16 protein-coding genes are annotated in these 13,609 nt (G+C 60.8%); 4 read left to right on the forward strand and 12 right to left on the reverse strand.

Features of this window, described 5'->3' with window-relative positions:
• Positions 1-41: 41 nt before the first annotated feature.
• Both AMB_RS18500 and AMB_RS18505 read right to left on the reverse strand, forming a co-directional pair.
• Positions 42-1,259 carry a sensor histidine kinase gene (locus AMB_RS18500; protein ID WP_043745179.1) on the reverse strand — a complete coding sequence of 406 codons (1,218 nt, stop codon included), beginning with the start codon at positions 1,257-1,259 and terminating at the stop codon, positions 42-44.
• A 68-nt stretch (positions 1,260-1,327) separates the two neighbouring features.
• Positions 1,328-1,813, reverse strand: coding sequence for a hypothetical protein (locus AMB_RS18505; RefSeq protein WP_148207488.1), 486 nt, complete (start codon positions 1,811-1,813; stop codon positions 1,328-1,330).
• Between the two features lie 579 nt (positions 1,814-2,392).
• Between AMB_RS18505 and AMB_RS18510 the strand changes: the two genes are divergently transcribed.
• Genes AMB_RS18510 through AMB_RS25990 form a run of 3 tightly spaced genes read left to right on the forward strand, consistent with a single transcriptional unit; the run spans position 2,393 to position 3,014 of the window.
• Entirely contained in the window at positions 2,393-2,602 is a 210-nt protein-coding gene (locus AMB_RS18510; RefSeq protein ID WP_043745183.1) for a hypothetical protein, read from the forward strand.
• A 26-nt stretch (positions 2,603-2,628) separates the two neighbouring features.
• Positions 2,629-2,856 (forward strand): hypothetical protein, encoded by a 228-nt coding sequence (locus AMB_RS18515; protein WP_050750758.1) that lies wholly within the window; start codon positions 2,629-2,631, stop codon positions 2,854-2,856.
• A 2-nt stretch (positions 2,857-2,858) separates the two neighbouring features.
• Positions 2,859-3,014, forward strand: coding sequence for a hypothetical protein (locus AMB_RS25990; RefSeq protein WP_011386017.1), 156 nt, complete (start codon positions 2,859-2,861; stop codon positions 3,012-3,014).
• Between the two features lie 8 nt (positions 3,015-3,022).
• On the opposite strand, the gene AMB_RS18520 is transcribed toward AMB_RS25990, so the two are convergent.
• From AMB_RS18520 to AMB_RS18550, 7 genes are all read right to left on the reverse strand, one after another.
• Positions 3,023-4,537 carry a B12-binding domain-containing radical SAM protein gene (locus tag AMB_RS18520; RefSeq protein WP_011386018.1) on the reverse strand — a complete coding sequence of 505 codons (1,515 nt, stop codon included), beginning with the start codon at positions 4,535-4,537 and terminating at the stop codon, positions 3,023-3,025.
• A gap of 17 nt (positions 4,538-4,554) precedes the next feature.
• Positions 4,555-4,773 carry a hypothetical protein gene (locus AMB_RS18525; RefSeq protein WP_148207489.1) on the reverse strand — a complete coding sequence of 73 codons (219 nt, stop codon included), beginning with the start codon at positions 4,771-4,773 and terminating at the stop codon, positions 4,555-4,557.
• A 56-nt stretch (positions 4,774-4,829) separates the two neighbouring features.
• Positions 4,830-5,258: a hypothetical protein gene (locus AMB_RS18530; RefSeq protein WP_011386020.1), complete on the reverse strand. Its 429-nt coding sequence runs from the start codon at positions 5,256-5,258 to the stop codon at positions 4,830-4,832.
• Positions 5,259-5,370: 112 nt separating this feature from the next.
• Entirely contained in the window at positions 5,371-5,892 is a 522-nt protein-coding gene (locus tag AMB_RS23590) for a hypothetical protein (protein WP_011386021.1), read from the reverse strand.
• Between the two features lie 146 nt (positions 5,893-6,038).
• Entirely contained in the window at positions 6,039-6,683 is a 645-nt protein-coding gene (locus AMB_RS18540; protein WP_011386022.1) for a response regulator, read from the reverse strand.
• Positions 6,680-8,296 (reverse strand): PAS domain-containing sensor histidine kinase, encoded by a 1,617-nt coding sequence (locus AMB_RS18545; RefSeq protein ID WP_011386023.1) that lies wholly within the window; start codon positions 8,294-8,296, stop codon positions 6,680-6,682. Before AMB_RS18545 ends, AMB_RS18540 begins: the two co-directional genes overlap by 4 nt.
• Positions 8,297-8,527: 231 nt before the next feature.
• Entirely contained in the window at positions 8,528-9,079 is a 552-nt protein-coding gene (locus AMB_RS18550) for a hypothetical protein (protein ID WP_043745190.1), read from the reverse strand.
• Positions 9,080-9,282: 203 nt separating this feature from the next.
• On the opposite strand from AMB_RS18550, the gene AMB_RS18560 reads away from it, so the two are divergent.
• A protein-coding gene (locus AMB_RS18560) for an IS3 family transposase (RefSeq protein WP_407636032.1) occupies positions 9,283-10,430 on the forward strand; the annotation gives its coding sequence in 2 pieces (ribosomal slippage) (positions 9,283-9,544 and positions 9,544-10,430; 1,149 coding nt in all).
• On the opposite strand, the gene AMB_RS18565 is transcribed toward AMB_RS18560, so the two are convergent.
• The 3 genes from AMB_RS18565 to AMB_RS18575 form a co-directional block, all read right to left on the reverse strand.
• On the reverse strand, positions 10,427-11,122 hold the full coding sequence (locus AMB_RS18565; RefSeq protein WP_011386025.1) for a hypothetical protein: 696 nt from the start codon (positions 11,120-11,122) through the stop codon (positions 10,427-10,429). The genes AMB_RS18560 and AMB_RS18565 overlap by 4 nt on opposite strands.
• A gap of 27 nt (positions 11,123-11,149) precedes the next feature.
• Positions 11,150-12,514: a hypothetical protein gene (locus tag AMB_RS18570; protein WP_011386026.1), complete on the reverse strand. Its 1,365-nt coding sequence runs from the start codon at positions 12,512-12,514 to the stop codon at positions 11,150-11,152.
• Positions 12,515-13,267: 753 nt separating this feature from the next.
• Complete coding sequence (locus AMB_RS18575; RefSeq protein ID WP_011386027.1) at positions 13,268-13,594, reverse strand: DUF3768 domain-containing protein; 327 nt, start codon at positions 13,592-13,594, stop codon at positions 13,268-13,270.
• Positions 13,595-13,609: the final 15 nt, after the last annotated feature.

Below are 13,609 nucleotides of genomic sequence, written 5' to 3' on the forward strand. Positions count from 1 at the left end.
CCTGAGCCCTGGCGGGATTGCGTGCCCTTGGCGCAGGTGCGTCAGGGGTCCGGTGCCGTGAAGAAAAACGCGCTGCCCGCCCCGGGGGTCGATTCCACCCAGATGCGACCGCCATGATGTTCGACGATCTTCTTGCAGACGGCAAGGCCGATACCGGTGCCTCCGTACCGGTCGCGGGTATGGAGGCGGCGAAAAACGGCGAATATCTGCTCGAAATAGGCCGGGTCGATTCCGATGCCGTTGTCGCTGACGGAAAACTCCCATTGATGCCCGTCGCGGCGGGCGGTGACGGTGACCTTGGGCGGTCGGCCCGGGTCGTGATACTTAAGGGCGTTACCGATCAGGTTTTGCATCAGCCGGACGAACTGGTGGCTATCGTAGACGATCTCCGGCAGACCGGCATGACCGATCTCGGCGCCGGATTCCGCGATGGCCTGGGATAGGCTGAACTTGGCTTCCTCCACCGCCTTGCCGCTGTCGAACGGCTCCCGCTCTCCTCCCATGCGGTCGACCCGCGAGAATTCCAGCAGGTCGGTGACCATGGCCTGCATTCTGGCCCCGCCCTCGACCATGAAGTCGATGAAGGTATGGGCGTCGTCGTCCAGCCGGTCGTGATACTTCCTTTCCAGCAGTTGGCCATAGCTGACCACCATGCGCAGCGGCTCCTGCAAGTCGTGGGAGGCCACGTAGGCGAATTGCTCGAGGTCCCGGTTCGAGGCTCGCAGTCTCTCGTTAGCCCGCAGCAGCGCCTCGCGGGTATCAGCCAGTTCCGCCTCGGCCGTCTTGCGCACCGTGATATCGGTCAGAGCGACGCGCAGGACCGGGGCTGCGTCCTGTTCCTGCAACTGGCAATCGAGATGGCCGTTGAAGTTCCTGCCGTCCGCCCGCAGAAGGACAAGCTCGCATTCGTGCCGGCCGGTATGGTGGAGGGCATGCGCCAGATGCCGATGCCAGCGGTCATGGTCGGTGCCGGCGACGAAGGCGTCGAAGCGCTGGGCAATCACCCCGGCGCGCTCCACTCCCAGCAAGGCCGCGCCGGTCAGGTTGATCTGGGTGATTACCCCAATACGGGACAGGATTAGATAGCCGACCGGAGCGAATTCAAAGAGATCGACATAGCGGTCGCGGGATTCTTCCAGAGCCAGTTGGGCCCGCCGCAATTCGTCGTTCTGCATCTCCAGTTCGATCTGGTGGACGCGGAGTTCGTGGAGCAGGTGTTCTGGTGACGGCGGCGTTTCGTCGCCAGGGTGCTGGTTCATCAAAGCCCCTTTCCACCCAAAGGCACAGTCTACACGACTTCGTGCCAATGGATTAAAGAGTCTAGCCGTTAAGGCGAAATATTCGCCCGAAGCTTATCAATTCGGGCGTTTGCCAGATTCCGGGCCGCTTGAATATTCCGCCTTGCGGCCATGTCCGCCCGCCGCAAGGTCATGGCTGCATCGTCCGCGGCATCCAACACCACGCTGGCGGCCAAACCGGATTCGGGGCGGCAAGCTTCGACGCCTCCTCTCAGGGCGTCTAAGGCGAGTCCTGCATCATTTTGGGTCTTCAAGGACACTCCAACTGCCAGGATATGGATTTGCTCCAAGGTGGCATTGCCGACGGCCCCCAATTCGCCGGCTCCCGCATCCGCTTCAAGGCGAAGAATCTGATCAAGGGGAGGCGCGGCTGTGGCGGCAATGGTCCACAACCTCTCCTTAATGGCCTGCGTCCCGGCCGACAGGTGCGTGCAGGCCATGGAGCAGAGGGCCCCGATACGCTCGACGGCGGCATCCACATCATCGTTAAAGTCTGAGGCCAGCAGATGAGCCATGGCGATGCGACCCTGCGCGTTCCCGACAATAGGCTTGAGGTCCGGAGGGGAATTGGGCATCTGGTACTCCTGCCTTACTTCAGGATGTCGGCCGGCCCCTGGCGCAGATGCGGGTGATGTCCCCCGGCAAATCTAGTCCTGGGCGATCTTCCGGTTGATGGCGATTGCGGAATGCCCCCTCAGACTCAGGCTGATCGGAATGCATCCCGGATTCATCGCCGCACCTCCCACCAGGGAACATGCCTACTGGGATGGTATTGCATAATAAATAAAATACAATACGCGCTGCGCGTTATCACAAATACCCATAAATAGGTACCTAAAATAACCTGTCTTTATTGGCGATTAATTCGGCGCATATCAATTGTGATATTATTATTTGGCATTATATATATTACACCGACGCCGCAAGCGCCGGCGGAGGATGACAGCATGAATTGCTCACAATCAAAAGCCTGCCATTTCATAAGCGAATGGATGGTTCCGCCACTACTGATCCCACTGGCCCTGATTCTCATGATCGCGATCTGGGTCGCCGTGCGCCCCCATCTGGGCTGAGCCGCAACCGGAGTGCCAAGCATGACCGTCAATACGATGGCCTTTCCTGTCTCCCCCGGAATCGAGGGGATGAATACGCTGGCCGTGTTCCTCAACGCCTCGCATCCCGCGGGGGGATGGCATTTCGGCCGCGGTACCCGCTTCGACCAGGCCATGGTGGACATCGATTTCGACGACCCCGCCGACTTGGCCCCTGCGTGGCGGAGCTATTGCAGCACCCGGGCTCCATGAACCGGGATCAGCGGAAGGGAACGCCCATGTCCGAGAGCACGCTCTTCCAACTCAGCCGTATCTATGCCGGCGGTTGGCTTGCGGGGCGGAACAGCCCCGACACCGATCCGGCCGACATGGATTCCGTGGCGGATCGCCTCAATCCATACCAAGCGCCCGCCGAAAGTCAGCGTTGGAACCGGGGATTCAAGGATGCGGTATTGCGCATCCAGGGTATCCGGGTGAAATCCCTTGACCGGCTTGTAGGAGAATAAAGATGGCAAAAGGTCAGAAACGTAGCGGTCGCGAGCCCAAAAAGCCAAAGACCGCAGTAAAAAAGGCGTCGCAAGCGGCATCGCTCTTTACCGACGACAGCCGTATGGGTAAGAAGCCGCCCCGCGTCACCGGCCCGCCGCCGCCAAAGCCGGAATAAGCCCGGATTCAGTCCGCCTCCCGCCGCCGGGCGGTACCTGTCAGGTGCCGTTCGGCGAAGGCTTTCATGGACAGGCCGATGATCCAGTCGGAAATAACCATGGGAATGCGTGACGGCGTGAGGAAGGGGAAGCTGCGCAGGAACGGCACCATGGTCGTAAGCCCCCCCGACAGGATGCCCCTGACCAGCAGGCGGACGACGATACCGACCCGCTGGCCCATGGGATAGCCGCTGCCATAGACCGGGACGCGCAGATACGCCGCCTTGTTGCGGATACGCCGCCCGATTTCCGGGCCGGTGAGCAGGCGGCCGTAAAGCATCTGGTAGCCCGCCGCCATGGCTTCGGCGGTCATGCATTTCGGCACGATGTTGGTGGTCAGGCTGGTGTTGTCCGAATGTCTTTCGACGGGCAGCAGGCGGCCTTCCCGCTCCATCCGCGCGTGCAGCGGGGTACGCGGCAGCGCCATGAGCAGACCGATCATGGCCGACTGGATTCCGGCGTCAGTGATGAAGCGGTACTGATGCTCGAAGGTGTCCAGGGTGTCGTGGTCGAAGCCGATGATAAACCCGCCCAGCACATCGATGCCGTGGGAATAGATGCGCCGGATGGCCGTCAGGGTGTCTTCCCGCAGGTTCTGGGTCTTGCCGGTTTCCTTCAACCCCACCGGATCGGTCGTCTCGATGCCGATGAACACCCAGCCGAAATTGGCGGCGCGGAACAGCTCCAGCAATTCGTCGTCCTGGGCCATGTTGAGCGACGCCTCGGTGCCGAAGCTGAACATGTAGCCGTGATGCCGCTGGTACTCGGCCAGGAAACGCAGCAGGTCCTTGGCCTCCTTCGGATTGCCGATCAGGTTGTCGTCGACGAAAAATACGCTGCGGGCGCCGAAGCGGCGCAACTGATCCAACTCCTTCTCGATCTGATCCAGGTCCTTGACCCGGGGGCGCCGGCCAAACATCACGATGATGTCGCAGAACTCGCACCGGAAGGGACAGCCGCGCGAGAACTGGAGGGTGACGTTGGAATAGGCCCCTAGGCGAAGCAAATCGTAGCGGGGAACCGGAGTGTCCGCTAACGCCACCGTTCCGGTCTCGTGGTACAGGGGCTTTGGTGTCCCTGCCTCGAAGTCGCGGCAGAATTCCGGCCACACGTATTCGGCCTCGCCGGCCACCACCGTGTCGGCCGCCTCGGTATACTCATCGGGACACAGCGAGGCGTAGCTGCCGCCCGCAACCACGTAATGGCCTTGGTCGCGGTAATGGGCCAGCAATTCCCGCTGGCGCTCGAACTGAACGCCCATACCGCATACACCGACGATGTCGGCGTCGGTGGTCGGGGGAATCGGTTCGATGTTTTCGTCGATGATCTCGACCCGCCAAAGGGCGGGGCACAGCGCCGCCAGCGTTGCCAGGCCGAGGGGGGGATTCACCGCCTTCTTGCCCGGCAACACATGATCAATGGCCCATCTGAAGCTCCAGAAGCTTTCGGGGAACCTCGGATTGATCAGTAGCAGACTGGGCATCCGCGTCTCCTGTTCCCTTACTCCGGCAACGCGCTGCTGAAGAAGGGGAGTATCACTTCAAGGGTGTCGCTGCGTATCCGCTCGCGCCCGCCCACCTTGACGAAGAAGCAATGGTCGCGGTGACAGTAGGCCAGTTCCTTGACGGCGCCTGACGCCGCTTTACAGGCCATGATCGGTGTGTCCCCGCTCCCGTTGGACCGAGACACCACATCGGCAACAGTCTGTCGGTCGATCATATCCGTCTCCGGAGCAGGAATGGGGATGGATTGGGCCATCCCCATCGCCTGTCAGCCTACTTGCCGTCCAGCGATCCGAGAATGCATGACGGTAGGGCGGACAAAGCCGTGAACGCTTCGCAAGCGGCATTGATCTGACGCTCTGCCAATTGGGTATTGGCGTCCATCAGACGCTGGACCTGCTTCATCATGTCCGAGGCGCTCTCCTCGACTTTGGCCGACGCGGACCTTTCGTCGGTCAGGCCGGATATCATCGCTTTGGCGCAGGTCGAACCGATGTCGCGGACCTCGTTGCCGTAATCGGCATATCCTCCGATCACGGCTTGACCGGCGACCCGGGAGATTTCCGCCAAATCCCTGGCGCATTTGAACATACCGTCACGGGCGATGGCCGAGGTCTCGGCCCATTGAGCCACGGAAATCACGTTGTCGATGGAGGTGGTCTCCGCGGTAGCTTTGGCGGAATTGGCCTTGACTGTCGTCATCGCGGCTTTTCCTTTGGTTGGATTGAAATTTCAGTGGATGGCGAGTGTTACGAAATTCGTGCCCCCTGCATGCCAAGGAACGATGTGCCCGGCCTGGGGAGCGTTTAGTCCATCAGGGCCCCGGTTGTTCAGCCTCACAGATAAAGCTCACGGCGGCGGCGCGGATGATGGGGCGGAGCCTCCCGTGCTCCGAAGTCGGATCGAAAGCCGATCTAAGACGACCCTTTTTGTATATTTGTCCCACCATCCAGGGGGCGAACCCCCCGCCGCCGCCGCCCTCGCGGTAGGCCAACACGGCCCTGGTACGGATGCGCGCGATGTCGCCGCCTGCCGCCAAGCCATGAGCCACCCGCCTGTTGATCGGAATGATGGCGCCGATATCGTCATCGTTGACGCCGCGACCTTGGCCCGAGGAGCCATGAATAACGAATTCGGCGTCGCGGGACGTCGGAACGGCCCAGCCGTTGCCGACGCCGCATTCGCGGACCACAAGCCACACACGGAAATTGGCGTTCAACGCGTCCTTGAAGGCGGCCGTGTCGTTGGCGGCCTCGATGCCGTCGGCGGCCTCCATCAGGGCGGCGATGCAGAGTTCCGCTAAAGTCGGGTGGAGATGCACGAGTGCCGGAGTCATTACCCTGCCTCCCAGGTGCGGCTCACCGATATTTTTCCAGCCATTGCTCGCTAAAGGTAGTGCGTAGCGGAGGCGTGGACAATTCCCGGTTATGTGCACGGCGACTACCCTGAAACAGGTAGGCTCCCGCGACTCCCCTTACGCAATCACGAGGGAATCAGCCCCTCGTGAACGGCATAGCGGATCAAGTCGGCAGTACGATTCATCCCGAGCTTCTGCTTGATATTGCGACGATGGACCTCCACCGTCCCCACGGCAATGCCGAGGCTGGCGGCAATTTCGGCGGAGCGCAGGCCGCCTGCCAGTAGAACCAACACCTCCCGTTCCCGCTTGCCCAGCACGCTGGGCGGCGGCGCGACGGTGTCTGCATCCGACTGGATATGGCGGAGCATGACCTGGGTTGCTTCCGGCGAGAGGAAGCTGCTTCCCCCCGCCACGGCGCGGATGGCGGAAACCAACTCATCAGCTCCGGACGACTTAACCACGTAACCATGGGCGCCCGCCTTCAGCATCTCCTCGATATAGATGCGGTCGGCAAAGCCCGACAGGGCGACGATACGCAAGTCGGGATGCCGCCTGATCGCCGTACGAGCCACCTCGATACCGTTGAGGTCCGGCAGGCCGATGTCGAGAACCAGAACGTCCGGACAGGCCAGATCAAGGGAAGCCAAGGTATCGGCACCGGAATTGGCTTCGGCGACAATCTCCATGTCCGACTCGGCTTCCAGCGGCGCCCGAAGCGCCTCTCGGAACATGCGGTGGTCGTCGACCAGCATGACGCGGATGGTCATGGCAGCATCTCCGTGGGCGCGGAATCATTGTAATCGAACGGCATTTCCAGGACGACGGTGGTCCCCTCGCCCGGGCGAGTTTGGATGTCCATGACTCCCTTGAGGAAGGTAATGCGCTCTCGCACGCTGGACAGTCCGAAACCACGCCGGGCTTCAAGGGTTGCTCGCCAGTCGATGAAACCGACGCCCTTGTCCGCGACCGTGATAATCAGGCGGTTATTGCAGACACGAAGTCCAATCCGGGCAGAACCCACACCCGCGTGCTTGGCGATGTTGATGACAAGTTCGCGCACAGCCCGGAACAGAAGGGTTGACTGTCCCTCGGTGAGGGGTTTCGGGACGCCGTCGTCTTCCACTACGACCTGCAACCCGCGGCGCCGCCCCATTTCGTCCGCCAGCCACGATATGGCCGCCACCAATCCCAAGTCCTTGAGCGCCGGGGGACTGAGTTTGGAGGTCAGCGAGCGCACTTCGCCACTGGCCTCGGAGAGAAGGCCGATCAACTCAAGCGCCAAGGTCGCGGTGGGAAGCTCCTGCGGCAGAGCCTTCACCAGCCGGTCCAGTTTGAACCGGGCCAGATGCAGCGTCTGTCCCAGGCCGTCGTGAAGGTCCTTGGCGATGGAATGGCGCTCCCGCTCTTCGGAAAGCGTCGCCTCGATCGCCAGATTGCGGAGATGTTCCATATGCAGGGCGATGCGAGCCGCGGCTTCGTCTTCCTTCCGCGCGGTGATGTCGCGCAGCGCCGTGAGACGAAAAGCCCGCCCATCGTCGCTGAATGGCTGACCATGGGCCTCGACCTCGATCCGGGAACCATCCCTGCGGACCATGCCGTGCTCGATATGGCTTTCATGACCGCGATGGATATTGTCCATGACGCGATCACGATCCTCGTCGGAGATCAACTCCGCCACCGGTCGGCCGATCAACTCTGCTCGTGGGAAGCCGAGCATTTCGACCAGTTGCTCGTTCACATCGACGATGCGCCCCTTGGCGGAGATGGCAATACCTTCGAAAGTCGACGCGGCGAGCAGGCTGTAACGCTTCTCGCTGGCTTGCAGCGCGATTTCGGTCTGCTTGATCCGGGTGATGTCGGTTATGGCGACCCGAACCATCGCACCATGGACGGCATTCGTGACCCGCAGGCAATCCAGACGTGCCTCGATTGTGCCCTCGTCCCGACGCCGAAGCCGGAGGTCGGTTGTTCGATGGGGATCCTCCTGGTCGTTCAGAATGGCCGCCATGAAACGATGCCAGTCGTCGCCGCTTACCTCCGACACCAGGGCGCTGAACCGCAATTTCAGCAAGGCGGAGCGCTCGAAGCCCAGCATTGAAGAGAGAGTCAGATTGGCGGATTCGATGTGGCCGGATGAACCCAGCGTCACGTAACCGACCGGAGCGAATTCGTAGAGATCGATATATCGGTCCCGTGATTCTTCCAGTTCCAATTGAACCCGACGCAGTTCCTCGTTCTGCATCTCCAACTCGATCTGGTGGACGCGGAGTTCGTGGAGAAGATCGCTCTCCCCCTGATTCCGACGAGCCTGCACCTCGGCCTTCGCGCGATGCGCGTCCTGAGATTTATCCACTTTGGAAGAGCCGGGCCTCGTGGTCATGATGTGAACCTCTGCTCCACGCCCGATCCAAACTAGGCTATTGCCATTCTTACACGGTAGCAAAGAATCGCTGGAAGGGAGCCGCGGTTGTCCGACCAAAGGGCGCATGCGCGTCGGCGATCCTAGAATACCATGCCGACGTTGTCGGCTTTGCCTGTACTGGACCCGATAGCCGCCCGTCCGCTTCCGGCCCATGGCGGTCGTTCCCTGAAATGGTAGCGTGCGGTGAGACTACATCCCATCGATGCCCCCGTCCCTTGAGCGCTTCGGGGATGCGACACCCTCCACCTGAGCAGATGGCGGGCGAGGCGGCTCTTCATTCGAAGGCCGCGACTTCACCACCACCTGCCGCAGATGCCCGATCAGTTCGTCAGCAAAGGCCGCCGTGATAGGGGCGTCGCTCGACTTCAATTGGCAGTCTCGCTCCACCAGCATGGTAAACAGGATGCCCAGTTGCTTCGCCGTCGCCGGGGGATCCGGCGTATTTGCCGGACGCCGTGCGAGCGCGTCGGCGACACGCATTTCCACCCCCGCATCGATCTCTATCTGGTCGAGCCGATGAGCCTCCACCTGCGCCTGCCAGGCTCGTCGGGCCTCGGCCACTTTTTGCGCTGTGTGACGCGCGCTCTCAGCGGCGGCTTGCGTTCGGGCATGCTGCTCGCGGACGCGGGCCTCCTCTTCGACCTGCCGCCGTTCCGCCTGGCGCGCTTCCGAGATGGCTTTGTCCGAGAAATTGGCAACATTCCAATGGTCGATCCCCCGCTCGGCCGCAAGCTCGGCCAATTTTCGATCCAGAGCGTCGGGCCGCGTGGTGGCAATGGGCAGGTCTCCGGGCTTTGGTTCGCCCAGGAAGATCTGGCGCGTCCCGAAGCCTGGGACTTTCTCGATAACGAAGACTGTGAGCTATGAGCTACTCCCCGGAAATTGGACACTGACGGAAGCTACGATCTGATGTTTGCTGATCCCCAACTACGAGGAGATCAGAGATGTCGAAGCGCAGGAACCATGACGCGGCCTTCAAGGCGCGTGTCGCCCTTGAGGCGCTGAAGGGCGAGCGGACGGTATCGGAATTGGCGTCGGCCTATGGCGTCCATCCGACCATGATCCATCAATGGAAGAAGTCCCTGCTGGACGGGGCGGCGGAGATCTTCGAACGCGGGGCCAAGAAGAAGGCCGAGGTGGACGAGGATACGGTGCGATCCCTGCACGCCAAGATCGGGGAGCTGGCCGTGGCCAACGATTTTTTGTCTCGAAAGCTCAAGCCGTGGACCGGCAAGTGAGGCGGACCATGATCGAGCCCAAACACCCGGCGCTGTCGATCGGCGCCCAGTGCCACCTGCTGTCCATTGCGCGATCATCGTTCTATTACGAGCCCTTGGGCGAGACGGAGGCAAACCTGGAGCTGATGCGGTTGATCGACCGCCAATTCCTGGAAACGCCGTTCTATGGTGTCCGTCAGATGGCTTGGCATCTCCAGAACGAGGGCCACCCGGTCAACGTCAAGCGCGTCCGGCGGCTGATGCGGCTCATGGGCCTGATGCCGATCTACCAGAAGCCCAACACCAGCAAGCCCGCCAAGGGCCACAAGACCTATCCCTACCTGCTGCGGGGCCTGCGGATCGACCGGCCCAATCAGGTCTGGTGCGCCGACATCACCTATCTGCCCATGCGCCGGGGATTCCTTTATCTGATCGCCATCATGGACTGGGCCACCCGGAAAGTGCTGGCCTGGCGCATCTCCAACACGCTCGAGGCCGACTTCTGCGTCGAGGTGCTCAACGAGGCCATCCTGCGCTTCGGCCCGCCGGAGATCATGAACACCGACCAGGGCAGCCAGTTTACATCCTTCGCCTGGATCGACCGGCTGAAGCGGGCCGGAACCCGCATCTCCATGGACGGCAAGGGCCGTTGCATCGACAACGTCTTTATCGAGCGCCTGTGGCGGTCCCTAAAATACGAATGCGTCTATCTCCATGCCTGGGAAACCGGCTCGCAAGCAAGGGCCGGGATCGGACCCTGGATCACCTTCTACAACCACAAACGGCCCCACGCCGCCCATGGCGGAAGGACCCCCGCCGTGGTCTACTGGAACACCATCAACCAAACCGATCAGCAGGCCCGGAGAGTAGCTTAAACTTCCCCGAATTCTGTCCAACCAATGGGGAGTAGCTCAACCACAACGTCGATGTTGCCGTTCTCGTCCCGCTTGGCTCGCTCTTCGGCCAATTCCAACGCGGAATTCATTTTGGAAAGGCGTGTCCGCATCCGCCCCTTGAGAGCGTCGGAGACCTTGATCGTTGGGGCCTTCATCTTCCCCAGGCCGAATACTGCCTTAAGCAGTGGGCCGAACTTGCTATCTTTTCCGGGAGCAAGATTGACGCCCTGGCTGCTGATGTAATTGTCGTAGTCGGGCGTGCCGTAGTAGGCCAGATAGAAGGCATGGACGCGGGTGAGAGTGAGATAGATAAGTCGCCACACCTCGGCCTCGCCGGAAGCAACCCGGCCATCAGTCAGGTAGGCGTTATGGGCAGCCTGTTCGCAGGCCGAAGCCGCGTCCATGTAGGACTGCTTGCCGGGGAGGGCTGCCTCGATTTCATCGGCCGACATGCCCTCCGCGTCGTCGGCATTCTCGGCGGGAAGATCGGCCCTCTGGTCGAGCCCTGCATCGTCGGAAGAGGCGATGTCGTCGCCGATAACGTTACCGGAAGTAACGATATTTTCGGTCTCGGGCTGCGGCGCGGAATTGTTGGTCTGATCGGCGTTCATGGCGGTCTCCTGGGTGTCAGTAGTGGTGGAAGTGGCGGAAAGTTTGTCGTTGGTGATCATGATGTTCTCCAGAGGGGACGGGTTGGGTCAGGGGAAGGCGATCAGCGGCAGCCACTGCTCGGGCCTGTTGCTGCGCAGCATTTGGACGATCAGCGGGACGAGATTCCGTTCGTTCGCTACGAAGTAGCGGTCAACGACTGAGTAGGTCTGACGCAGGAAGGCTTCGGTGTTGACGAAGGCCATGGCCATCTGCCCGAGCGGGTTTAGGCCGCCATTTGCCTTGTCTCCCTGGAGGATGTAGGCCGAATGAAGCGGCGTCCCCTCCAGCACGGTGCCCTTCAGAAGGTCCTCGGTGGCGCTGATTTGCCACGGGGTGAAGCCGCTAAACGGGACGGCGGTCGTGTAGGGAAAGACCTTGCCCTCAGCGAACAGCAGCGGAAAGCGATGGGCACCGTCCTTCTTCAAGGAGCTATCGGGTAGGCGTTGCGTCGCAACGACATTGCCGGTGCCGAGATATCGGCTGCCGCCCTTTCCCATGTTCTTGGTCGGGTTCGAGGAGTCGCAGGAGATCGTGAATTTGGGGTCACGGAGTTCGTACCGAAGCGCCTTCTGGATCAGCGAGAAGATCGCGACCATCCGGGCGTCGGTGACGCCGAAGACATGCAGCCAATTGTTCCGGCCGGACAGCATGCCGTCGTGGTACATGTGCCAAAGCAAGAGCAGCAAATCTTCAGGCTCCAGCCACCAGAGCCCACCCAGCGCCCAACCCTCGCAGGCTTGTTCGCCCCAGAGCCGTACCTCATTGAGGTACTTGATGTGCCGGTACCAGTAGAGCAGGCTTTCCGGGCCATATCCGCCCGTCAGCCCTTGGATGACGTTCAGTAGGCGGTAGAGCCCCGCGATGCGGTGCCGAAGCTGATCCAAGATGTTGCTTTCGGTGCGCAGATGACAGTTCTGATAACCGGGGATGCCGGGCACGCCCCTGCGGAACGCGGCAGTGGGCACGTCCATGCCCGCGACGATCACGTTGCCCATCTGGGCAAAGGCGTCCTGCCAAGCCCAGAGCTGATGTCGGCGCTGGAAGTATTCCTGGACGCTGAGTTGGCCAGTCGCCACCGAGAAGCCGCCGCTATCAAGAAACGTCGTCCCGAGCAGCAGATTGCGCCGCCATGCAGGGCTTACTTCCGCTTGTGAGGCAACGATATTGAGGTTGGCGTTGCCCGCACTGACCAAGGCGTAGGGGTAATGGAAGTACCCGCTGGTGTGCTGGAAGTTGAGAATGTCAAAGGACTTGAAACCGGCATAGGCAAGGAACTTCTGCGCCCGAGGGTCATTGACCAGATTGGTGTTGAACGGCTGAAGCGCCGGAAAAATGATCGCCCTGTGGCGGGTCAGGGACGTGAGGTCGGGTGGAGCCCAAGGTGGGGCTGCGGAGCAAAATGGTGTGGACACGATAATTCTCCTCATTTCTGCCGTTGGCAGGGTTTGGACTACGGAACGGCTGGTTCGTGAGGGCTAGGCGATCTCGACCACGGGGGCGCGGGCATAGCGATGCCCGACGCCTTGCCCAATAGGTCAAGACAAGAGGTTATGCCGATTGAAGTGGATTTATTCCGCAATGCATCCAGGCATCACATTGGCGATGCCGGGAGCTACTGAGAATACATCTCGCATCTATATCGCATTATATTCCTTCGCTGTTGCCGCACGCATTGCGCGTTCTCGTTGATGCGATCCTATTCGCGTCGATATATACTTACAATTATGATTTTTAATGCGAATTTATCGTCACAATGACTTATTGCAGCGCATCGAATATTTGGTATGTAGCGTTTCACCGCGTTTTGGGGTGGGCTACGCGGGCGGAAGGGGGCTTTGGGGCTCGGCATGCGGAGAGCAAAACGGTCGAAAGATAACGTGTTGAAATTTCACACCTTTCTCTCTGTGTTTTTGGCACTTCTTCACAAGGGTGCAGCGGCGCACTGTTTCACGAGCTTCCGAGTGGTCCAGATGCTCAAAACCGGCATATATGCCTGACGCATAGTTGACATTTCATCTAATATGTGTATTCTGGCGCTCGGGTGGCGGCAAGGAAGCGAAAAAGAGCCGCCGAAGTTACCCCGGCGACTTCATAGATCGGTCTTGGCTATTGGGATCGCGTTCGTTAGGCGGATGGCTGTTACCGCCGGTAACGTTCCGCGCGGGTCAGTACTCGTCGGCCAGCATGATTAGGAGGACGCGCACAGTCACCGCCGGGTCGGCGGGATCGGGCGAGGCGAAGGTCAGTTCCCGGTCGTAGGCGTCAATCTTGAAGATGATGCGATGCTCGCCAACGGTCATCACGGCGCAGTCGTGTTCATGGTGCGGATCGTTGTCCGGCGTGAAGTCCGAGAACGTGGCAACGGCAGCAACGATCTCCGTGATGGTGTCCTGGTCGAGGGTCTGGATGCCCTGGGTAATCATCACCCGACCACCGATATGGTGCTGGCGTAGTCGGTCGTTCTGCTTGGCAATCTTTGATGCTCGGTCCATGCGGCTCCCGCTGTG

Origin of the sequence: Paramagnetospirillum magneticum AMB-1 (assembly GCF_000009985.1) — a bacterium.
Classification (GTDB): domain Bacteria; phylum Pseudomonadota; class Alphaproteobacteria; order Rhodospirillales; family Magnetospirillaceae; genus Phaeospirillum; species Phaeospirillum magneticum.

Coding starts and splice junctions, on each gene's coding strand:
- AMB_RS18565 (WP_011386025.1), bottom strand. CDS start 11,122: ATGATCACCAACGACAAACTTTCCGCCACTTCCACCACTACTGACACC.
- AMB_RS18520 (WP_011386018.1), bottom strand. CDS start 4,537: ATGCCCAGTCTGCTACTGATCAATCCGAGGTTCCCCGAAAGCTTCTGG.
- AMB_RS18510 (WP_043745183.1), top strand. CDS start 2,393: ATGACCGTCAATACGATGGCCTTTCCTGTCTCCCCCGGAATCGAGGGG.
- AMB_RS18540 (WP_011386022.1), bottom strand. CDS start 6,683: ATGACCATCCGCGTCATGCTGGTCGACGACCACCGCATGTTCCGAGAG.
- AMB_RS18515 (WP_050750758.1), top strand. CDS start 2,629: ATGTCCGAGAGCACGCTCTTCCAACTCAGCCGTATCTATGCCGGCGGT.
- AMB_RS18575 (WP_011386027.1), bottom strand. CDS start 13,594: ATGGACCGAGCATCAAAGATTGCCAAGCAGAACGACCGACTACGCCAG.
- AMB_RS18500 (WP_043745179.1), bottom strand. CDS start 1,259: ATGAACCAGCACCCTGGCGACGAAACGCCGCCGTCACCAGAACACCTG.
- AMB_RS18525 (WP_148207489.1), bottom strand. CDS start 4,773: ATGATCGACCGACAGACTGTTGCCGATGTGGTGTCTCGGTCCAACGGG.
- AMB_RS25990 (WP_011386017.1), top strand. CDS start 2,859: ATGGCAAAAGGTCAGAAACGTAGCGGTCGCGAGCCCAAAAAGCCAAAG.
- AMB_RS23590 (WP_011386021.1), bottom strand. CDS start 5,892: ATGACTCCGGCACTCGTGCATCTCCACCCGACTTTAGCGGAACTCTGC.
- AMB_RS18505 (WP_148207488.1), bottom strand. CDS start 1,813: ATGGCTCATCTGCTGGCCTCAGACTTTAACGATGATGTGGATGCCGCC.
- AMB_RS18530 (WP_011386020.1), bottom strand. CDS start 5,258: ATGACGACAGTCAAGGCCAATTCCGCCAAAGCTACCGCGGAGACCACC.
- AMB_RS18545 (WP_011386023.1), bottom strand. CDS start 8,296: ATGACCACGAGGCCCGGCTCTTCCAAAGTGGATAAATCTCAGGACGCG.